Source organism: Pantoea latae (genome assembly GCF_002077695.1).
In the GTDB taxonomy this organism is placed as follows: domain Bacteria; phylum Pseudomonadota; class Gammaproteobacteria; order Enterobacterales; family Enterobacteriaceae; genus Pantoea; species Pantoea latae.
Map to the genome: position 1 here is coordinate 29791 of NZ_MWUE01000017.1, position 21409 is coordinate 51199.

Genomic DNA, 21409 nt, shown 5'->3' on the forward strand with positions numbered 1-21409 from the left:
TCGGACAGTAATAGTTTGTAATCAAACTGTTCGTGTTTAAACTATAATTTTGCCGTTACCGGGAGTCAAGCCAGCCGATGTCACAAAATGCCGACTTCATTCACGCCGCCCCCTTGTGGCCGCACGGCGATTGTTCCTTAATGCATCTGGTGCGCCGCGCCGGCCAGCACTCGACCACCTGCTGGAGCCAGTGCGTCGATACCGGGCTCTCCGCCGTGCAGTACGCCATTCTGGTAGTGCTGGCAGAGGAGAGCCGCTGCGATCAGCAGACGCTGGGCAGCCGCGCCGGCTTTGATAAAGCCACCGGCACCTACCTGATCGACCGGATGAGCAAAAGCGGATTGATCAGCGTGGAGATCGATCCCGCCAACCGTCGCCGCAAACAGGTGTCGATGACGGCGCAAGGCGAAGCGATGCTGAACCGGATGACTGAGCAGGCGAAAAGCGCGGAAAAGATGATCGCCGCTCGCCTCGATAAGCAGGATATTGCCGACCTGAAACGCTTGCTGAGCAAGCTGGGCGGCGTGCAGGAACCTGAAAACCATGCCACAGCAGACGAACCCTGAGATAAACGCCGAGCCGAAACCCGATCTCACCGTCGGTTTTCTGCTGATGAACCGCTTTACGCTGGCGTCCGTGGCGGGCCTGGTGGAGTCGCTGCGCTTCGCGGCGGATGAATCCTTTTTCAGCCGGCAGATCTTCTGCCGCTGGCAGTGGATGACCTGCGACAACCAGCCAGTGACCGCCAGCTGCGGCCTGCCGGTGGCGCCGACCGCCGATCTCGATTTCAGCCGCCGCTGGGACTATTTTGTGGTGGCGGGCGGGCTGCTGGAGGAGACGCGTCAGTCACCGCCGTGGCTGCTACAGGCGCTGCGCGAGCTGCACGGGCGCGGCGTGCCCATCATCACGCTGTGCAGCGGCGCCTTTGTGGCGGGCAACGCCGGCCTGCTGGACGGTCGCCACTGCGCCATCCATTTCACCACCCGCGACGAGTTTCGGCTGCGTTTTCCCAAAGCGATTCCGGTCATCGATAAAACCTACATCAAAGATGGCGGCATCATTACCTGTCCCGGCGGCACCGCCATCGATCTGGCGGCGGATATCATCCGCCAGCACTGCGGGCTGGTGCGCTCGCAGAAGGTGCTTAAGTATCTGCTGGTGGAGGAGCCTGCCGCGCCGGTAAAAAAACCGCAGCGCAGCGTCAACGAGCCGGATGTCTATGAGAACGAGCTGGTGAGTAAGGTGATCGAGTTTATGAAGCACCATCTCGACTCGCCCACGCCGCTGGCGGAAGTGGCGCAGTTCGCCGGAGTGACGTTCCGCCAGCTCAACCTGATCTTCGCCAAATGTACCGGCTATTCCGCCGCGGTCTACTGGCGGCGCATGCGGCTGGAGCAGGCGCGTAAGCTGATGGCGGACTCCAGCAACAGCCTGAACGCTATTGCCGCCGCCACCGGTTTCGCCGACGCGTCTCATCTTATCGCGTGGTTTCGTAAACAGTACGGCGAAACGCCGAGTTCGTTCCGTAAGCGCCGACGCGACGTTGAGCGGCTGATTAAAGAGTAAGCCGGGGCGGCATCCGCCCCGGTGGTGTCACCAGGAGCTGCGCTTCGACAGGTTGCCGCCTACCCTGGGCTGCGGCGCATCCAGCGATGCGGCGTCTTCCAGGTTGCGCGCCGCCGTTTCCGGCGCCAGGAACCAGGAGACCAGCAGGCCGAAAAAGGTAATGCCCGCCGCAATATACATGGTGTAGCCGATGCCGATAGTTTGCAGCGATATCGGAACCAGCCAGGTGCCGACGGCGGCGCCGACGCGCGACATTGAAGTGCCGACCCCGACCGCAGCCGCCCGGATTTCCGTCGGGAAGATCTCGTTTGGATAAACCAGCTGCAGCACCTGCGCGCCGCCGATAAACAGGGCGTAGGCGCCAAACATCAGCAGGATCACCATCGACGGCCCGTCGCGCAGCAGTCCCAGCAGCAGCAGCGCCAGGCCCGACCAGAGAAAGCTGTGCAGCAGCAGTTTGCGGCGTCCCAGCGAATTCACCAGCCGGGTGGCGATAATGCAGCCGACGACAAACAGCAGCGTAATGGCGATCGAACCGTAGGAGGCCCAGTTGCCGCTAAGGTGCAGCGCTTCCAGCACGCGCGGGGCAAAGGCGTAGACGGCGAACACCGGGATCACCGAGCAGGTCCAGAATATGGTGACAAAGGCCATACGCTTGCCGTAACCCGAGTGCAGCAGGCTGCCGAACGACAGGTTCTGACACTCCGCCTGCTGCGGCAGATTATGCAGCCCGAAGTCGCGGCCATAGACGCGCTTAATTATCGCTTCCGCCTCGTGTTCCCGACCTTTGCTCATCAGCCAGCGCGGGGATTCCGGCGTGCCGAGACGCACCAGAAACAGCAGCGCGCCGATCACGGCGGTGCTCGCCAGCGTCAGGCGCCAGGCGTCCGGTCCGCCCATATTCAGAATGGCTTCGCCGGTAAGGTAGGCCGCTGCCGCGCCGGCAAACCAGAGGATGGTCAGCGTCGCCAGACAGGGGCCGCGATAGCGTTTCGGTAGAAACTCCACCAGGAAAGCGGTAGCGACCGGATATTCGATGCCTACCGCCACGCCGTTAAGAAAGCGCAGGGCAAACAGCATTTCGCCGCTCTGCACCCAGTACTGCGCCAGCGAGCAGAGGATAAACAGCGTCGGGCCAACGAAATAGAGCACGCGTCTGCCGAGCCGGTCGGTCAGCGCGCCGCCAATAAAGCCGCCGAAGAAGATGCCGATCAGGGCGGATGCAGCGATAAGTCCTTCCCAAAAGGCGCTCAGGCCAAGCGCAGGCGAGACCTTCGTCATGGCGATGCCGATAATGCTCAGCACATAGCCATCAACGAACGAACCGCCGCCGGAACGTACGGTAAGCAGACGATGGAAACGGCTAAGCGGTACATCTTCAACAGAAATGTGATTAGACATCACAGGCTCCTCTCTTTTCACCAACGCATTCACGGCGGGCTAAGCCGAAAAACGGCCGCAGGGTACCAGCCCCGTTAAATGCGTCAGGAGTCGGAATTAATATAAGATGTGAGATAGTTAATAAAAAATTATCCGGCAGGCTATTCGGTTGCCGATAAAATCAATCTGTCAGTTTGGTAACGTCATAGAGTATTTCCTCCGGCGCAGGGTAAGCGGTTATTTATATTTTTATTGTTATTTAAAAAGAGGAGGGCAGCGCCCTCTCACGTCAGGGTTACGACGCCTCGCGCGTCACTTTTTTACTCTCGGGCGAGCGGGTTGACCACCAGCAGATCAGCGAACCCAGACTCACCATCGCTGTGCCCTGCCAGAACGCCACCGTCAGGTGCGAACTCAGGATAAAGGCGGCCAGCACGGAAGAGATAATCGGAATAAAGTAGGAAGCGGCCGCCAGCAGGTTAACGTTGCCGTGCAGAATGCCGGTGTTCCAGGCGGCGTAGCCGAAACCCATCGCCATCGCAGCCAGCGCCAGATTGAGCAGCACCAGCGGCGAAACGGCGAAGGGCGGCTGCGGCGACAGCAGGAATTTGGCCCACAGGGTCAGCGCGGTTAATATAAAAAACAGCGTAATGCCGTTACAGCCGTTGGCGATTTTTTTTGTCACCACGCAATATATCGACCAGATGACCGCGCCGCTAAATGCCAGCCCGTAGCTCAGCGGGTTATCCATAATATTGTTGCCGATTTCGCTGACTGAAAACGCGTGGTCGCCCCCGAGCACACGACATATTCCTGCCACGGCCAGCAATACGCCGGGAATAATCAGCGGGCTGGTTTTTTGCCGGTTGACGATAACCGCCAGCACGATGGTCATGCTCGGCCAGAGATAGTTCACCATTCCGACCTCAATCGCCTGCCGGCCGTTATGGGTAAAGCCGAGCGACAGCGACAGGCAAAGTTCGTAAAGGACGAATAAGAGGCTGCCGACCACCAGGTAGCGCCGGGGAAAAGCGCGCAGACGAGGAAAGCCCAGGGTAAACAGCAGCAGGATGGCGCTGCAGCTGTAGATCAGCGCGGCACCGCCTACCGCGCCGAACCCCTCGCTCACGCTTTTTATCAGTCCAACAATCGCGCTCCACAGCACTATGGCGATCAGGCCTATGAGCGTCGCTTTCTTCTGGGTCATCACCCGCTTCCTCTGTGTCAGCCAGGCCCGCTTATCGATGCAACCGGTAGCCTGTTAAATTCAGGTTAAAACTAGCAACAAACCTATGCCTCCTGACCACGGCTGTAAATATGTCTCAGCGGGTCAGAATACGGGAATGTGATCGTTATCTGAATTCATTTAGAAAAATATTACGCGAGTAAATTTAATTTAATCAGTTGTTTTTTATGATTAAAATATTCATGTTGCGTAAAAATGTCCTACCTATGCGTATTTCCTTTGTATTTTTTATGTATGCAAATTTTTGCCTCCGATTGACCTGCCTCTCCTGCCTATGCAAATTGTTAATCATCGCAACCCGTCAAGGTTGTATGCGGACCTGAATAGTACCCTGGAGGCTACTGTGTTGACATTTGAAGGCATCTATACCCCGGCTATTACCCCTTACGCCGCCGACGGCAGCATCGATTTCGCGGCGTTTGCCGACGTGCTGGAGTCGCTGATTGAGGCGCGCGTGCACGGCATTATCATTGGCGGCTCAACCGGCGAATACTACGCCCAGAGCGCTGAAGAGCGTCTGGCGCTGGTGGAGCATGCAAGTAAAGTGATTAGTCAGCGTCTGCCGCTGATCGTCGGCACCGGCGCCATCCGTACTGAAGACGCGGTGACGTTTGCTACCCATGCACGCGACCATAAAGCAGACGCCATTCTGGTCACCTCGCCGCCTTACGCGCTGCCGACCGAACAGGAAAACGCCCATCACGCCCTGACCATCGACAAAGCCGCGCAGCTGCCGATCATGCTCTACAACTATCCGGGCCGTATGGGGATCAGCATGGGCGAAACCTACTTCCGCGAAGTGACGCGCTCCGCCAATGTGGTGGCAATTAAAGAGAGTTCCGGCGACTTTAACAACCTGCATCTGCTGGCGTGCCAGTTCCCGCAGATTGCGCTCTCCTGCGGCTGGGACGATCAAGCGCTGGAGTTCTTCGCATGGGGCGCGCGCAGCTGGGTCTGCGCCGGCTCGAACTTTATTCCGCGCGAGCACGTGGCGCTTTATGAAGCCTGCGTGGTGGAAAAAGACTTCGCTAAAGGGCGCAAAATCATGGCAGCGCTGATGCCGCTGATGAATTTCCTCGACGGCGGCAAGTTTGTGCAGTCGATTAAGTACGGTTCAGAGCTGGCCGGGCTGAAGGCGGGTCCGGTACGCGCGCCGCTGCAGGCGCTGGAAGAAGAAGAGCAGGCGCAGCTTAAAGCGGTTATTGAGAGCGTGAAGCGTAACGTGGCTGCGGTCACCGCATCGTAAGGAGTGGGCATGAGTCATATAGCAACCCTGAGCGACGCCGAGCGTATCGCCGCCGCACTCGCCCTGCCGAATAATGCTTTTATCAACGGACGCTTCTGCGCGGCGGCATCGGGCGACAGGCTGACCACGGTTAACCCTGCGACCGGCGAGCCGCTGACGCAGATTGCCGCCTGTGATATCCGCGACGTTAACGCCGCCGTTGAGGGCGCGCGCGCCGCCTTTGAGGCGGGCAGCTGGCGACTGGCGCATCCCGGCGAACGCAAAGCCGTGCTGCTGAAGCTGGCGGCGCTGATGGAACGCGAGCTGGAATCGCTGGCGGTGCTGGAAAGCCTCGACAGCGGCAAGCCGGTCAGCGAATGTCTGGCGGTAGACGTGCCGGAGACCATCCACGTGCTGAAGTGGCACGCAGAGGCGATCGACAAACTGTACGATCACAGCGCGCCGACCGGCAATGGCGCGCTGGCGCTGGTGGTGCGCGAACCGATTGGCGTTGTGGGCTGCGTGCTGCCGTGGAATTTCCCGCTGCTGATGCTCGCCTGGAAAATCGCGCCGGCGCTGGCGACCGGCTGCTCGGTAATAGTTAAACCCGCCGAGCAGACCTCGCTCACCGCGCTGCGCGTGGCGGCGCTCGCCGTCGAAGCCGGGCTGCCGGCCGGCGTGCTGAATATTGTCACCGGCACCGGCCAGGCAGTCGGCGAGCCGATTGGCCTGCATGCAGACATTGATATGGTGAGCTTTACCGGCTCAACCGCCACCGGCCGACGTTTTCTGCGCTACGCCGCAGACTCTAACCTGAAGAAGGTGGTGCTGGAGTGCGGCGGCAAAAACCCGGCGGTGGTGTTTAACGACGCCGAGGATCTCGCCAGCGTGGCGGCGAACGTGTTGAACGGCGCATTCTGGAATATGGGTGAGAACTGCTCGGCCACTTCGCGCCTGCTGGTGCAGGAAGAGGTGAAAGAGCGTCTGTTGGGGCTCATGGCCGAGCAGCTGGCGGAATGGCCGATGGGCAATCCGCTCGATCCGAAAAATCGGCTGGGCGCGATGGTCAGCGCCGAACATTTCAGCAAGGTGAGCGGCTATCTGCAGACGGCGCGCAGCGAAGGGCTGCGCATTTTGCAGGGCGGCGGCACCGAGCAGGGCGCTTACGTACAGCCGACGATTATCGACAACGTGACGCCAGAAAGCGCGCTGTTCCGCGAAGAGATCTTCGGACCGATCCTGTGCGTGACCAGCTTTAAAACCGAAGCAGAAGCGATCGCGCTGGCGAACGACACCGACTACGGCCTGGCGGGCTCGGTCTATACCGGCAGCCTTAACCGGGCGATCCGCGTGTCGCGCGCGGTGCGGGCCGGCACCGTGACGGTGAACTGCTTCGGCGAGGGCGACGCGACCACGCCGTTCGGCGGCTACAAGCAGTCCGGCTTCGGCGGTCGCGATAAATCGGTTTTCGCGCTCGATCAATATACCGAGCTGAAGACGCTGTGGATTGACGTTCCGGCGCAGGACGCCTGAACGAGCGATAAAAGCTGCCTGGCCTGCGCGGCAGGCAGCCTGATGGGGTGATTATCACTATGTCAGCGAATCAACAGTTTCCTTTCGCCGCGTTACATCATGTCGATGTCCGCGTGCATTTTTACTTCTGCCTGCTGGTCGCGGTGGGTCTGTCGCGAAAGCAGGGACGAATTGGCTCCAACCGGCAAAAAAATGCGTTCATTATGAAGTGGCTTAAGCGGGCGCGTGACAACGTGACGTTTCAGCGTGCCGCCAGCGAAGAGATCAGCTGGCTGCGTAGCGAAATTCTTCGCCATCATCCCGACCGCGATCCCGAACCGATGCTGCAGCTGATTTACCAGACCGCCAGCAGCATGCAGCCCTGAAAATCAGCGATTTTCAGCCTGAAAATCGCCAAAAAAGATGTTACGGGTTTCTTGTGTAATATACTGAAAATAAACAGCTAAATTTTCGTTTTAGCCCCGTTTTTCATAAAAAATCGACCATGATTATTTTTGCTGTTACCCCGCTTTTTCTGTAGGTTAGTGCGCGTTGCCGCGGATGCTGTTCGTGGCGTTTTGTCTGTTATCAGTCATGGTCCGGGAGGCGGCATTGAGATCGGGAAAAACGGCGCTGTATGAAGATTTAAAACGGCTCATTCTCACGATGGAGCTTGATCCAGATGAAGTGCTGGATGAGTCGAGCCTGACGGCACAGTATGGGCTGTCGCGTACGCCGGTGCGCGAAGTTTTCCAGCGCCTGGCGGGCGAAGGCTACCTTGAAATCGTCGAGAAGCGCGGCGTGCGCGTGATCCCCATGAACCATGCCTCGCTGCGCAACTTTTTTCTGGTGGCACCGATGATCTATGCCGCCACCGGGCGTCTCGCGGTGCAGAACTATAAACCCGCGCAGCTCAAGGCGCTGAAAGAGACGCAAAAGCGTTTTCGCAAAGCGGTGCAGACGCATGATGCCGCCGTGCTGGTGCTGGAAAATAACCGTTTCCATGAAATCATGGGCGAGATGGCCGCTAATCCCTACCTGCAGCCCAGCCTGGGACGGCTGCTGATCGATCACTGTCGTATCGGCCACACCTTTTACCGTCCGCAGAACGGCGATATGGAGCACCGACTGCAGCTCGCGGCCGATCACCACGACGCCTTTATCGCGGCAATAGAAGCGCATGACGAACAGGCGGTGGTGGATCTGGTTTTCCAGCACTGGGAGCTGTCGCGGGAAAATATGGAAATTTTTATCGCACCGCAGGGGTTGAAAGCGGACCATCTGGTTTAAATTTTTAAGGAATTTATCAACGTTTAGCTGGCAGTTTTCGCTGCCGGCCGGTTCACGCTCGCCGTGCGAAAAGGGCGCGTAACCGACCTTGTTCGCCTTGCTTTCTCCTCCTTTTTTGCCCCGCTGAACACTTTTTTTCAATTTTGCGATACCGAACGCAAATGGCTCGTCAGGCCGTTGACGAACACCCTCTGCGCTTCATATTTTATACATAGTGTATACATAAAAAATACAAAACGTTTTCATCTTCTCATCTCTGTTTACGTGGTTTGGCGGCTTAACCCTGTTAGCCGAAATAAACGGGTTCGTCGGGTCTCGCTGGCGAACAGCCCTACGCAAATGTACTGGAGTAACGGAATTGCAAAAGATCACTTCTTTACCCGCTGACGATTCCATGCCGGGATGGTTTCACACCAGTCCGGCGCGAACCCCGCGCCCTGAGCATGTGGGCCAGAAAAAAGCGCGCTGGGGGATCGTCGGCGCCGGTCTGACCGGGCTGGCGGCGGCGCGTCAGCTGGCACTCAACTTCCCTGACGACGAGGTGGTGCTGATCGAAGCGCAGGAGGTGGGATATGGCTCTGCCGGGCGCAACGCGGGTTTTGCCATTGACGTTCCTCACGATATCGGCGCGAAAGATTATATCGGCGACGTCACCATCGCGAATCGGGTGCTCAGGCTGAATACGCTGGGGCAGGATTATCTGCGTCAGATCGTGCAGGAGAACAACATCCAGTGTCAGATGTCGGCCTCCGGCAAATACCAGGCGGCGGTCGGTGAGCAGGGGATTGCAATTCTGGAAGCCTATCGCCGCGGGCTGGCGAAAATCGGCCGCGACGCCGAAATGATCGCCGGCAAGGATCTGCCCGATCACATCGGCACCTCCTACTACAAACAGGCGCTGTTTATTCCCGGCACGCTCCTGCTGCAGCCTTCGGCGCTGGTGAAGGGGCTGGCGGATAACTTGCCCGCCAACGTCACGCTTTATGAAAATACGCCGATCACCTCGGTGGACTACGGCAATACCATTACGCTGATGCATGAGCGAGGCGCGATTACGGTCGATACGCTGATCCTTGCCAATAACGGCTTCGCCTCCCACTTTGGGTTTCTGCAGCGCCGCCTGCTGCCAACATTTCTCTATGGCAGTCTGACGCGCCCGCTCACCGAAGCGGAGCAGGCGGCGCTGGGTGGCAAACCGGTCTGGGGCGTGATCCCGGCGCATCCGTTCGGCAGCACCATTCGGCGCACCGTCGATAACCGCATTCTGGTGCGCAACAGCTTTAGTTTTCAGCCGGACGGCCGTCCGCGTGAAAAACATTTGCGGCAGTTTATCGAAAATCACCGCAAATCCTTTGAGCGCCGTTTTCCGATGCTGCCGCAGGTCGATTTTGAATACACCTGGAGCGGCGCCATCTGCCTGTCGGAAAACCATGAAGGTTTCTTCGGCAAGCTGGCGCCCAACGTCTACGGCGCGCTCTGCTGCAACGGTCTGGGCATTACGCGCGGCACCGCCACCGGCAAACTGCTGGCCGATATGATTGCGGGCGAGCGCAATGAGCTGATCGATTTCCTCACCGCCTCGCCGGGTCCGAACCTCACGCCGCGCGAGCCTTTCCTGTCGGTCGGCGTGAATTCAGTGCTGAAATGGGGCCAGTTTCGCGCCGGGCTGGAGGTGTAACCTCCGCCGCGCGCCGATCTTTGAACTACCCTTACTCCTTACCGACAAAGGAGAACAAGATGGCAGATGCAATACTGATCGACACGCTGGAGTTCGGACCTGAGGATGCGCCGGTGCAAAAATATGAGATTTACGGCGACGATGAAAAAACACCGACCTACGCGCTGATCTATCGCCAGCACGACGGTGACTGGGAGAAGCTGGACGACAGGCTCACCTTTGCGGCCCGGGATGAGCAAAAAGAGGTCGCCGTGGCGATGGATTACGGCTCTGGCGATAGCCTGCCGGAACTGCGCGATCTGCCCGCCGAAGCGCGCGAACACTGCGAGCGCCACTGGCAAAACAGCCAGCATTAACCGACGCCGGGCGCTGTCCCGGCTTTTTTTCGCCCCCGACGTGCGGCTTTTCTGCCTGCGGTTCCGCTCGCAATATCTCACCCTCTGAACTTAACTCAAACTACGTTGATAGCCTGTTAGCGCCTTACAGGGGGATCATTTGGCTAAACAATCGCAACCTGAAACCGCGACGGAAGTTGTAACGCTGCGCCGCTGGATATCCGTTGGGCGTCCCGCCGCCGAGCTTTTTGCGCTCTGGCTGGAGCCTGACACCTTGCCTCGCATCATGAGCCACTTTGCCACCGTGACGCCGGTTAACAAAAGCGACGCGCTGTGGCAGGTCGACGGCCCACTCGGCAAGCACTATTCATGGGAAAGCCGCATCGTTGAGGCGCAGCCGGGCGAGATTATCGCCTGGCAGTCGCTGGATGGCGCGGATATCCCTAACGAAGGCGAACTGCTGATGCGCCCGGCGCCGGGCGAGTGGGGCACCGAACTGGCGCTGACGCTGCGCTTTACCCCGCCGGGCGGCGCGCTGGGCAAAAAGGTCACCACCTTTTTCGACCTGCTGCCGAAAGAGATCGTCAGCAAAGCGCTGCACCGTTTTAAAAGTCTCGCCGAAACTGGCGAGATCCCTACGCTTGACGGCCAGCCCGCTGGTCGCCATGCCGACCGTCAGGATAAGGAGAAATAGATGCGCGCACTCTGCTGGAATGGCGTAAACGATCTCAGCGTCGAAACGGTGGCCGATCCCGGCCTGCTGAATCCCCATGACGCGATTATTCGAGTGATCCTGACCACCACCTGCGGCTCCGACCTGCACGTTATCGATGGTCTGATCCCAAGCATGCGCGAGGGCGACATCCTCGGCCATGAGTTTATGGGCGAAGTGGTCGAAGTCGGCAGCGCGGTGAAGCAGATCCGTCGCGGCGACCGCGTCGTGGTACCCTCGTTTATCTCCTGCGGCTCCTGCTGGTACTGCCAGCATCAGCTTCCTTCCTGCTGCGACAACACTAACCCGCAGTGGGAGAAGGGCGAAACGGTGCTCGGCCATGCGACCGCCGGCATCTACGCCTATAGCCACGCCTTTGGTGGCTATGCCGGATCCCATGCCGAATATGTGCGCGTGCCCTTTGCCGACAACGACTGCTTTGTGGTGCCGGAAGGGGTCACCGACGAGCAGGCGCTGTTTCTCTCCGACGCCGCGCCGACAGGCTATATGGGCGCCGATTTTTGCAATATTCATCCGGGCGACACGGTAGTGGTCTGGGGCTGCGGCGGCGTCGGTTTAATGGCGCAGCAGAGCGCCTGGCTGATGGGCGCGCATCAGGTGATCGGCATCGATCGCTATCCCGAACGGCTGGCGATGGCGCGCGACTACGCCGGCAGCCTGACGCTCGACTACACCCAGATGGATATCAATGAGGCGCTGCTGGAGCTAACGGGCGGACGCGGTCCAGACAGCTGCATCGATGCCGTCGGTATGGAGGCGCGCGGCGAGGGGCTGAGCCAGGTGTACGACAAAACCAAACAGCTGCTGCACCTGGAAACCGACGTCGGCGCCGCGCTGCGTCAGGCGCTTTACGCCTGCCGCAAAGGCGGCAATATCGCTATCCTGGGCGTCTACGGCGTAATGGACAAATTTCCGCTTGGGCTGATGATTAACAAAAGCCTGACCATCCGCACCGCGCAGCAGCACGGCCAGCGCTACATGCATCGGCTGCTGGAGCATGTGGCGAAAAACGAGCTAAATCCCGCCTTTATGGCGACGCATCGCTTTTCGCTGGAAGAGGCGCCGCTCGGCTATGAGATGTTTAAGCATAAGGAAGATGGCTGCGTGCGCGCGATATTCGCGCCCTGATGTTAACGCCGCTCTTTGAAGTCAGGCGCTGCATGTGAGACTTGCTTTGCGCTGTTTTTCGTGAGGCAAGTCTCAAATTTATTCCAGGCAAACGGGCTGCTGTTTGCACCTGGCACCACGCCACGCCTGATATTCATTATTTCAGTAAGGATATCAGGCGTGGGCTGTAATAAATAGATTGCTCTGCAATACCTGGGGGCTGACGTTCGTTAGAACGAAATTCACGCTAAGAGAATATGGTAAGGAAAGATAAGCAAAAAAATCCTTATTAGATCCTTTTTTTTATGAGAACCTGACTTTTCACAGGTTTCTAAATTAGGCTTGTCATTAATTCCATTCCTCGTCAATCATTTTATTTTTCAGGTAACCCCATCTCGACCGTTTCAAGGGATTTGAGCATATAGGGTGTGAAATCGACTTCTTTTCCATCGATGAATTTGAGCATCGATCTTGAACCACAGAAAGCATAATAGCTTTTGTCTTGTATCAAACAGAATGACAATTTTTTCTTTACCCCTTTGTGCTGTTCCTGCATGGGAATGTTTCGGTTTATTACCGCATAGCCACGGGCGTTGACGGACTGGATATTATATAGATCCAGAGGTTGCAATTCACTCAAGTTTTTGATGCCATAAAATTCCAAAGAACGCTGTGTTTTTTCCCTGCTCAGGGCGTACTTTTTCTTTTTCCACAGCCCTGTTTTTTTATCAAGGTAGATCCATTCAGGCAGGACTTGTCCCGGTCCGTATCCGTTGCTGATGACATCAACAGAGAACAGACAAAGCCATAGGCTGGGACCTGATGGCGGATATTTATTATGTTCAGATGGGTAGAACATTTTTAATAAAACAATTCCGCAGCCTGCCATATCCGCCAGGTAGTCATATTGATGTAACGTTTGTTGTTGAAAAGCTAGATCACTGAAATTGTCTGGAGTGGCAATCTCTGGCGTTATTTTTCCAGAAGAAAAAAAAGGGATTGTCGCCATCAATAATAACTTTTTCATCAACCTCTCCTTAGTTGGTTTGACTCATAGATTGTTATTACTTTCCGATAAAGCAGGCCTGATATCGGGGTCTAACGCTTAATAGAACAAAAATGCAAATTAAGTGATTTTGGTAAGCTAAGACAAGCAAAGATTTTTTAGATTCTCTTACTTATAAAGCCCCATATTTTCATATGGTTATGAATTATTCTTGTGAGAAATTTTATTTACTGTTGATCATTTGATTTTTCAGGTAACCCCATCTCGACGGTTTCAAGGGATTTGAGCATATAGGGTGTGAAATCGACTTCTTTCCCGTCGATGAGGTTAACTATTGAACCAAAACCGCAGAAAGCAGAATAGCTCTGGTTTTGTATCAGGCAAAATGACAGTTTTTTCTTTACCCCTTTCTGTTTTTCCCGCAGGGGAATATTACGGTTTACTACAGCATAGCCACAGGCGTTGACGGACTGGATATTATACAGGTCCAGAGGCTGTAACTCACTCAGGCTTTTGATGCCATAAAATTCAAGGGAACGCTGTTTGCTTTCCCTGTTCAGGGTATAACTTTTCTTTTTCCACAATCCTGTTTTTTTATCAAAATAAATCTTTTCAGGAAGGACCTGCCCCGGTCCGTATCCGTTGCTGAAAGCATCCACAGCGAAAAGACAAAGCCAGGATGTAGATGGTGGGTATTTATTATTATCGGCTGGGTGAAACAATTTTAGTGAAATTATTTTGCAGTCAACTGCATCTGCCAGGTAGTTGCCTCTGTGTAATGTTAACTGGTCGAAAGATAATTTACTGAAGCTGTCTGGAGTGTTAATTTCCGGTATAATTTTTCCAGAGGAACAAAAAGGGATTGCCATCAGCAGTAATAATTTTTTCATCAAGCTCTCCTTAGCTGGTCTGACTCATAGATGGATCTTTCTTTCTGGTAAAGCAGGCCTGAACTCGGGGTCTAGGGTCAATAGAACGAAAACGCAGACTGAGTGATTGTGGTAAACTAAGAAACAACTTTTTAAATGCTTTTTCTTATGAGAACTCTGGCTTTTCATAGGCTTCTAAATTAGGCTTGTGAGGAATTCCAGTTACCCTCAATTATTTTATTTTTCAGGTAACCCAATCTCGACCGTTTCAAGGGATTTGAGCATGTAGGGCGTGAAATCGACTTCTTTTCCGTCTACCAGGTCGATCATCGATCCTGAACCACACAAAGCAAAATAGCTCTTCTTCTGTATCAGGCAGAATGATACTTTCTTCTTCACCCCTTCCTTTTTTTCCCATAATGGAATATTGCTGTCAATAACCGCATAACCCTTGGCATTGACGGACTGGATATTATACAGATCCAAAGGCTTCAATTCGCTCAAGCTTTTGATGCCATAAACTTTCAGTGATCGTTGGTTTTCTTCTCTATTTCGGTTGTATTTTTTCTTTTTCCAAATTCCTGCTTTTTTATCAAAATAAACTCTTTCAGCAAGCGATCTATTTGGTCCGTATCCGTCATGAAGCACATCTACAGCATACAGACAGAGCCAGGCATCAGATTGTGGATATTCTTTACGTTCAGGAGGGTGAAACATTTTTAATGAAATCACCTTGCATCCTGATGTACTTGCTAGATAATTACTTGATATAATTTGATTAAATGATTTTTCATTGAATTGATCCGGTGTAGTAATCCCCGGTGTTATTTTCCCTGAGGAAAAAAAAGGAATTAATGCCAGCAGTAATATTTTTTTCATCAGCCTCTCCTTAGCTGGTCTGATTCGGGTTTTTCGTTAACAGGGTTATTATGTCTGTCCGGGAATTTCTGCTCGGTGAGGACGGCTATCGCGCTGCCGTAGACGCAGCAGCGGGTATCAAAACCATTTAGCCCTTGATATTCAGTGTTGTTAACTTGGTTTGGCAGGTTAACGGCGGCGCTGGCCCGCCAGAAAGCCGGGCTGCGGTAGTATATCTTTATCCCGCTGCGCCGGGGAATGACACTGCAACGCTCCAGTACGTGCTCCGCATCAGCATAATGCGCCATATTCATTGAAACCCAATAAAAACTGGCACTGCTGGCCGCCTCGTGCAGGTCGCTGCTGACGTTATTCCGCCACCGGATAATGTCCTCAGGAACATCATTTTCCGCATCAGACAGATGATTTTCGGTATAACGAATGTTCCGATGCGAATACAGGCGGCTGTATTCATTTATCAGGGAGGTCCTGATATTTTCCGGGCAGATTCGTCCCCTGAAGCTGAAATAATTAAAGTAGTTTTCAGGGTTAGTCAGCTGTAACAGGCCGCGCCCGTACCACGGATAGTACCAGATGTTGTAGCGTCGAATGACCTGATGCGTGCGTGGGTCTGTTTCCGTGTAGCGGTATCCTTCCTCCATCGACCCGAGCCAGCCCGTTTCCTGAATGCCGTTCCCCAGAAAACAGGCAATGCGCAGCGGGGTGGTTATCAGGTGTTTCTGCATTGTCCTGTTTATATGCGTGCGGATGTTGTCCGCAACGCTGCCTGCGCCGTCCCGCCAGGTGATGGGCTCCCAGCGGTAATCATTTCGCCCGGCCGTTCTTAAGGCGTTCCGGGGAACAAGCTGCTTCAGCTCAGATTTACTGAGCCAGCAGCACTTGCGAAAATGGGTGATAAAAGCCACAGGGTGGAAATGCCACAGCCTGCCGGTGCCAGGTGCGCCCGTGTCAAAGCACAGCGCTGATGCATGGCTTTTCAGCCGGCCGTAGTCCTCTTCAGACATGGGCGGGACATCGGCGGTACCGGTTCTGAGCCAGGCATAGCGCTGGTCAAAGGTGGCGGCATTCCATTCGATCGGGAAATGGCAGACCAGGCGGCTGCTCAGGTTGCTGAGGCCCCCGTTTTCCCGTAATCCGGCAATAAGGGGAGAGTTACACTGGCTGTTGTTGTCCGTGTCATCGTCCACCATTCGCCACCCCGTCCAGTGCGGAAAGTCGGCATCGCTGAATTTTTTGATGTCGGTAGAGGCCAGGTTGACCATGCCCGTTCCGCCGGGAAAGCTGACGGTACGCCACAGGGGGGCATCAGCAGGCATCAGGGTTTCATGTCCGGTGCTGATGACCCGGCCGAAGCGGAGCAGCTCGAACCCGGCAGACGGATTCTGCGGGTACAGACGTTTAGCTGTCCGGTACAGGTTGTATTCATATTTCAGATATGTCTCGGCAATGGAATTGTCTGCCGGGCTGGCATCAGTATTGATTAGTGGCTCTCCCACCGTGTCGAAAAGTACCTCCGTGATGGCGTTCTGCCTGCGGGTGACCATCGTGCAGTCACCCTTTCCGAAAGTCATGCTGACAAACAGCGGTTCCGTACTGGTATGAACGGCATTCAGGTGGTCTGTGTGCGGTGAGGCCGCGTCAGGCACAGATGCGTAAAAGCATGTACCAGGCGGCAGATAAAAATGGATGTCGCCGTAAACGGTGTCGGTTCTGCCGTCACGGGAGATATCCAGCTCGGGGGTTGTGCGCCCGGTCAGCTTCAGCATGTTCTCGTCGTCACAGAACACCTGAAAATGAAAGCCACTGGTTTCGCTAACCATGCCACTTTGCCCGATGCGGTCCTTGCGCCAGACTTTTGCTCCAGCCCTGATGGCCGGGTCCAGTCGGTCCATGAGATGCATGTACAGGGAGTAATATACAACGCTGCAGTTTTCCCCGATATCGGTCTGATGCTTTAGCAGGACATAGCCGTCATCGGTTCTGCCATCATAATTCAGCGGGAACGTATCGCGTTTATCTGTGGAGGACGGAGAACGAAAAGAAACCACTTCCCCGTCTGCAATCGCCCGGACAAACTCTATGGGGTCATAGCCTTCTTCGCGACGGTCGGTGTGAAGAACATGCACACCGCCGTGCCATGACGCGTGCCGGTTGATCGGAAAATCCCGGTTAATATCCACGGGCATCATTCTGCTGACCCACGATGCGTCAGTTTCTCCGGCGTTGCGGGGACGGACAAACGGCGGGCTGATTATCATGCTGACTTCCTGTCGGGTCTGAAAGTAAAGAGGCCGCAGGGTAACGCACTTTTATTTATACAAACCTTGATGACGGACAGGGAAAGCGTCAAATCATTATGCTTCGCCCAGGATTTCTGCGGACAGTGAGGCAAGCAAGGTCGGGCTGCCGGGGTATTGCCGCCGCACCGTGGCTCTGCTGATGAAGCGTCAGTACATTGCTTCTGTCGATGGTGCACCTGTGGCCAAAGCGGATACCTTTCAGCCTGGCTTTCTGTCGGCTCTCACTGGTACGTTTCAGTATTCTCCGCCGCTCGGCCAGCGCGACGGTAGACGTGCTACCAGGTATAGAAGAAGGAAAAAGCCTGCATTTACGTACCTGACTACGACGCGAAAATGGAGGCTGAAAAATCTATCGGGTTAAAGATTTATCAGATAACTTTGAGCACAGGATCTTCGATTTGAGGGTAAGGAATGATTAAGCTCACGGGCCGTTTACTGTGTCACAACGCGGAAGAGACCGAACAGGTGCGCCGCTATCTGCCTGAACATATCAGGCTCACCAGGGAAGAGAGCGGATGCCTCTCTTTTGAGGTCAACGAGACGGACGATCCGCTTATCTGGACGGTTGAGGAGCTGTTTGCCAGCCAGCAGGCGTTTGACCTTCATCAGGCGAGAACCAAAGCCTCGCTCTGGGGCCAGCAAACCCAGGCGATCGCCCGCGAGTACCGCGTCGAGGAGATCGCCTGAAAGGGAAGCGGCCGCTCAGGCCGGTTCCCTTTTTTACGTTTAGCGTCAGGCCGTGGCCGCGACGGCCGCTTTCGCTTCGATAAAGGCCACCACGGCGCGCGTCACCTCGGCGGTGTTGGCCGTGCCGCCGACGTCCGGCGTCAAAATGCCGCGCACGCAGACCGACTCCACGCCCTCCATGATCAGCGCGGCGGCGTCATGCTCGCCGAGGTGCTCCAGCATCTGCGCCGCGGTCCAGAAGCTCGCCACCGGATTGGCGATGCCTTTGCCGGTAATATCGAACGCCGAGCCGTGAATCGGCTCGAACATAGAGGGAAAGCGCCGCTCGGGATCGATATTGGCGGTCGGCGCAACACCCAGGCTGCCCGCCAGCGCGCCGGCAAGGTCGGAAAGAATATCGGCGTGGAGGTTGGTGGCGACGATGGTATCCAGACTCTGCGGATGCAGCGTCATACGATGCGTCATGGCGTCGACCAGCATTTTATCCCAGCTCACGTCAGGGAACTCCTGCGCCACCTCTGCGGCAATTTCGTCCCACATCACCATGCCGTGACGCTGGGCGTTGGATTTGGTGACTACCGTCAGCAGCTTGCGCGGACGCGACTGCGCCAGACGGAAGGCATAGCGCATGATGCGCGTGACGCCGACGCGGGTAAAAATCGCCACTTCCGTGCCGACCTCTTCCGGCAGTCCGCGATGAGCGCGGCCGCCGTTGCCGGAATATTCCCCTTCCGAGTTCTCGCGCACGATCACCCAGTCGAGATCCCCTGGCCCGCAGTTGCGCAGCGGCGGCGTAATGCCCGGCAGAATCTTCGTTGGACGCACGTTGGCGTACTGGTCAAAACCCTGACAAATCGGCAGGCGCAATCCCCAGAGCGTAATATGGTCCGGCACGTCAGGCGCGCCGACCGCGCCGAAGTAGATCGCGTCGAAATTTTTCAGCGTTTGCAAGCCCGTTTCCGGCATCATCACGCCGTGCTGCTTGTAGTAATCCGACCCCCAGTCAAAGGTTTCAAAGGTCAGTTTCAGCTGCGGATCCTGCCGCGTCAGCGCCTTAAGCACCTCGATGCCGGCTGAGATCACTTCCGGGCCGATGCCGTCGGCGGGAATGGCGGCGATAGCGTAGTGTCGCATGGTGTTTCTCCTGAATTATTAATGGCTATGTGGATAGGGCATCTCTGCTGGACGCGGCTTTTTTGCCTGGCCGGCGAGCAGAAGAACAATCAGTGCCGACAGCGCCAGCAGCGCTGCGACGAAATAGAGTCCCCAGGCGTAGCTGCCGGTTTGCTGCCGGATAACGCCGATCATCAGCGGGCCGACAAAGCCGCCGAGGTTGCCGATGGAGTTGATGACGGCGATGCCGGCCGCGGCGGCTGGCCCGCTCAGAAACAGCGTCGGCATGCTCCACAGCGGCGGTTTCGACGCGCTGATGCCGACGGTGACCAGCGTCAGGGCGAGGATGACCGCCAGCAGCGTGGTGACCTGGCCCGCCAGCACCAGCCCGGCGGCGGCCAGCAAACAGGCGGCGATCACGTGCCAGCTGCGTTCGCGGGTGCGATCCGAATGGCGCGCCCAGAGGATCATGCCGATCACCCCGAGTACCGCCGGGAAGGCGTTGAGAAAACCGGTTTCCAGCGACGAAGCGCCGAAGCTGTGAATAATCTGCGGCGACCAGATGCCAAGGGTGTAGAGGCCCGCCGACGTGCCGAAGTAGACCAGCGCCAGCGCCAGCACGCGCTTATCCGCCAGCCCGCGCCAGGCGCTGCTGTGGTGCTCAGCCCCCGCGCGCGACGCCTCTTCCGCCTGTAGCGTGGCGCTGAGCCAGTCGCGCTCCTCCTCGGTCAGCCATGTCGCTTTCGCCGGACGATCGGTCAGCCAGAACAGCACCACAACGCCGAACAGCAGCGCGGGGATCGCCTCCAGCACGAACATCCACTGCCAGCCGGCAAAGCCGAGCAGGCCATGCATCTGCAGCAGCGCGGCGGACACCGGCGATCCGAGCGCGGTGGAGAGCGGCGCCGCCGCCATAAAAATGGCGGTCACCTGCGCGCGCTTCGCCGCCGGAAACCAGTAGCTGAGATAGAGAATAATGCCGGGGAAAAAGCCCGCCTCCGCAACGCCGAGCAGAAAGCGCAGCGCGTAAAAACTGTTGGTGCCCTGTACCAGCGCCATACAGCCGGAAACAATGCCCCAGCTGATCATCACTCGGGCGATCCAGATACGGGCGCCGACTTTATGCAGAATTAAATTGGAGGGGACTTCAAATAAAAAATAACCGAGAAAAAAGATGCCCGCGCCGATGCCAAATACCAGCGGCGAAAAACCGAGATCCTGATTCATGGTGAGCGCGGCAAAACCAATATTGACGCGATCGAGAAAGGCGATGAAGTAGAGCAGCATGATAAAGGGCACGATGCGCAGCGTAACTTTACGCATCACCCTTTTTTCGAGGTGATTAGTCATAGTGAGATGCTCCGATTGGTGTAGGGTGTTATTTTTTTGTAATCGGGTTCAGTATGCGGATTTGCCTGGTCAGATCATTACGGCTGGATTATATAAACTATTTGAATAATGCAGAGGCGCGAAGAAAGTGGATATAAATCAGCTACGTTGTTTTGTTGCGGTCGGTCAGGAGCTCCATTTCGGCCGGGCAGCGCAAAAAATGGAAATGATGCCTGCGTCACTTTCTCGCTTTATTCGGCTGCTGGAAGAGGAGCTGGGAATTCGCCTGCTCAACCGCTCGACGCGCAATGTGGCATTAACGGCAGAGGGCGCCATTTTTTTTGAAGAGGCGAGCCGGTTAATCGAACAATTCGATGCGCTGGCGCGACGCTTTAAAGGCGGATTGAAAGACGATCGCCGCACGCTGCGTATTGGCGCCATCGACAGCGCCGCTCGCGGCATTGTGCCCGCCCTGCTCAACTTATTTGTGCCGCGCCACCCGCAGATGGATATTCATATTATCGAAGACAAAACCATTAATTTACTTCCCAAACTGAAGTCGGGCTGGCTGGACCTTATTTTTATTCGCGCGCCGCACAGTCTCGACGCGTCGCTCGAGGTGCGCTTTATCGCTCAGGAAAGCTGCGTGCTGGCGGTGCCGGTCAGCCACGCGCTGGCGCGTCATGCGGCGGTGACGGTGGAGGATTTCAGGCATGAGCCGATGATCGTGGCCGAGCGTCGCGCTCGTCCGCACAGCCATGAGCTGACGATGAGTCTGTTCAGACAGGCGGGATTAACGCCGCATATCGCGCAGTTCGCCGAAGAAAAACAGACGATTTTAAGTCTGGTCGGCGCCGGTCTGGGCGTCGCCATCGTGCCGTCGTTATATAAAGATATGAATAGCGAAAATGTCCGCTTTATTCAGCTGACCTTGCCGCCCGCTATTAAAGGACTGCCGCTGAGCATGGCGTGGCAAAAAGGAAACCAGGACGCGCGCGTGGCGGAAATGATCGCCTTGCTGAATGAAAATGAATCAATTACCGACCATTTATAGGCATCGTTAAAATAAACCGGGCGTCAAACCGCCGCTAAAATCGCCTGTCGCGACAAACAGGCAACATATTTCCAGAAACAGACAACCCCGCTTTCGCTTA

20 protein-coding genes are annotated in these 21409 nt (G+C 56.1%); 12 read left to right on the forward strand and 8 right to left on the reverse strand.

The genetic code is table 11. From position 1 onward, the window contains the following. Window positions 1–140: 140 nt before the first annotated feature. Both B2J69_RS11590 and B2J69_RS11595 read left to right on the forward strand, forming a co-directional pair. Entirely contained in the window at window positions 141–566 is a 426-nt protein-coding gene (locus tag B2J69_RS11590) for a MarR family winged helix-turn-helix transcriptional regulator (protein ID WP_236722713.1), read from the forward strand. After that, entirely contained in the window at window positions 544–1566 is a 1023-nt protein-coding gene (locus B2J69_RS11595) for a GlxA family transcriptional regulator (RefSeq protein ID WP_081139446.1), read from the forward strand. Before B2J69_RS11590 ends, B2J69_RS11595 begins: the two co-directional genes overlap by 23 nt. Window positions 1567–1593: 27 nt before the next feature. Here B2J69_RS11595 and B2J69_RS11600 read toward each other — a convergent pair whose 3' ends face one another. Together B2J69_RS11600 and yddG are read right to left on the reverse strand one after the other, a co-directional pair. Then, window positions 1594–2967, reverse strand: coding sequence for an MFS transporter (locus tag B2J69_RS11600; RefSeq protein ID WP_081139447.1), 1374 nt, complete (start codon window positions 2965–2967; stop codon window positions 1594–1596). Between the two features lie 274 nt (window positions 2968–3241). Beyond that, window positions 3242–4153, reverse strand: coding sequence for an aromatic amino acid DMT transporter YddG (gene yddG / locus B2J69_RS11605; RefSeq protein WP_081139448.1), 912 nt, complete (start codon window positions 4151–4153; stop codon window positions 3242–3244). Between the two features lie 382 nt (window positions 4154–4535). Between yddG and B2J69_RS11610 the strand changes: the two genes are divergently transcribed. The 8 genes from B2J69_RS11610 (at window position 4536) to B2J69_RS11645 (ending at window position 12093) form a co-directional block, all read left to right on the forward strand. After that, window positions 4536–5438, forward strand: a complete 903-nt coding sequence (locus B2J69_RS11610; RefSeq protein WP_201789476.1) for a dihydrodipicolinate synthase family protein — start codon at window positions 4536–4538, stop codon at window positions 5436–5438. Window positions 5439–5447: 9 nt separating this feature from the next. After that, window positions 5448–6950, forward strand: a complete 1503-nt coding sequence (locus B2J69_RS11615; protein WP_081139450.1) for an aldehyde dehydrogenase — start codon at window positions 5448–5450, stop codon at window positions 6948–6950. A gap of 59 nt (window positions 6951–7009) precedes the next feature. Beyond that, window positions 7010–7315, forward strand: a complete 306-nt coding sequence (locus B2J69_RS11620) for a hypothetical protein (RefSeq protein ID WP_081139672.1) — start codon at window positions 7010–7012, stop codon at window positions 7313–7315. Between the two features lie 208 nt (window positions 7316–7523). Further along, the gene (locus tag B2J69_RS11625; RefSeq protein ID WP_174580898.1) at window positions 7524–8219 is read left to right on the forward strand and encodes a GntR family transcriptional regulator; all 696 of its coding nucleotides are present in this window, start codon (window positions 7524–7526) and stop codon (window positions 8217–8219) included. A gap of 358 nt (window positions 8220–8577) precedes the next feature. Beyond that, window positions 8578–9897 carry an NAD(P)/FAD-dependent oxidoreductase gene (locus tag B2J69_RS11630; RefSeq protein ID WP_081139452.1) on the forward strand — a complete coding sequence of 440 codons (1320 nt, stop codon included), beginning with the start codon at window positions 8578–8580 and terminating at the stop codon, window positions 9895–9897. 59 nt (window positions 9898–9956) lie between these two features. Then, window positions 9957–10253 carry a hypothetical protein gene (locus B2J69_RS11635; protein ID WP_081139453.1) on the forward strand — a complete coding sequence of 99 codons (297 nt, stop codon included), beginning with the start codon at window positions 9957–9959 and terminating at the stop codon, window positions 10251–10253. 139 nt (window positions 10254–10392) lie between these two features. After that, a complete protein-coding gene (locus tag B2J69_RS11640; RefSeq protein WP_081139454.1) occupies window positions 10393–10926 on the forward strand; it encodes an SRPBCC family protein in 534 nt (177 codons plus the stop codon). Beyond that, window positions 10927–12093 (forward strand): zinc-dependent alcohol dehydrogenase, encoded by a 1167-nt coding sequence (locus B2J69_RS11645; RefSeq protein ID WP_081139455.1) that lies wholly within the window; start codon window positions 10927–10929, stop codon window positions 12091–12093. It begins immediately after the preceding gene. Between the two features lie 352 nt (window positions 12094–12445). On the opposite strand, the gene B2J69_RS11650 is transcribed toward B2J69_RS11645, so the two are convergent. From B2J69_RS11650 to B2J69_RS11665, 4 genes are all read right to left on the reverse strand, one after another. After that, complete coding sequence (locus tag B2J69_RS11650; protein ID WP_081139456.1) at window positions 12446–13099, reverse strand: hypothetical protein; 654 nt, start codon at window positions 13097–13099, stop codon at window positions 12446–12448. A 206-nt stretch (window positions 13100–13305) separates the two neighbouring features. Further along, window positions 13306–13968 (reverse strand): hypothetical protein, encoded by a 663-nt coding sequence (locus tag B2J69_RS11655; RefSeq protein WP_081139457.1) that lies wholly within the window; start codon window positions 13966–13968, stop codon window positions 13306–13308. Window positions 13969–14184: 216 nt separating this feature from the next. Further along, a complete protein-coding gene (locus tag B2J69_RS11660) occupies window positions 14185–14826 on the reverse strand; it encodes a hypothetical protein (protein ID WP_081139458.1) in 642 nt (213 codons plus the stop codon). Beyond that, a complete protein-coding gene (locus B2J69_RS11665; RefSeq protein WP_167376575.1) occupies window positions 14826–17084 on the reverse strand; it encodes a M23 family metallopeptidase in 2259 nt (752 codons plus the stop codon). The genes B2J69_RS11660 and B2J69_RS11665 overlap by 1 nt, the downstream gene beginning before the upstream one ends. A gap of 453 nt (window positions 17085–17537) precedes the next feature. On the opposite strand from B2J69_RS11665, the gene B2J69_RS11675 reads away from it, so the two are divergent. After that, a complete protein-coding gene (locus B2J69_RS11675) occupies window positions 17538–17813 on the forward strand; it encodes a putative quinol monooxygenase (protein ID WP_081139459.1) in 276 nt (91 codons plus the stop codon). Window positions 17814–17858: 45 nt separating this feature from the next. Here B2J69_RS11675 and B2J69_RS11680 read toward each other — a convergent pair whose 3' ends face one another. Continuing rightward, complete coding sequence (locus B2J69_RS11680) at window positions 17859–18947, reverse strand: tartrate dehydrogenase (protein ID WP_081139460.1); 1089 nt, start codon at window positions 18945–18947, stop codon at window positions 17859–17861. 18 nt (window positions 18948–18965) lie between these two features. Next, on the reverse strand, window positions 18966–20276 hold the full coding sequence (locus B2J69_RS11685; RefSeq protein WP_081139461.1) for an MFS transporter: 1311 nt from the start codon (window positions 20274–20276) through the stop codon (window positions 18966–18968). A gap of 127 nt (window positions 20277–20403) precedes the next feature. Here B2J69_RS11685 and B2J69_RS11690 point away from each other — a divergent pair, with 127 nt between their 5' ends. Beyond that, window positions 20404–21309 (forward strand): LysR family transcriptional regulator, encoded by a 906-nt coding sequence (locus B2J69_RS11690; RefSeq protein ID WP_081139462.1) that lies wholly within the window; start codon window positions 20404–20406, stop codon window positions 21307–21309. Window positions 21310–21409: the final 100 nt, after the last annotated feature.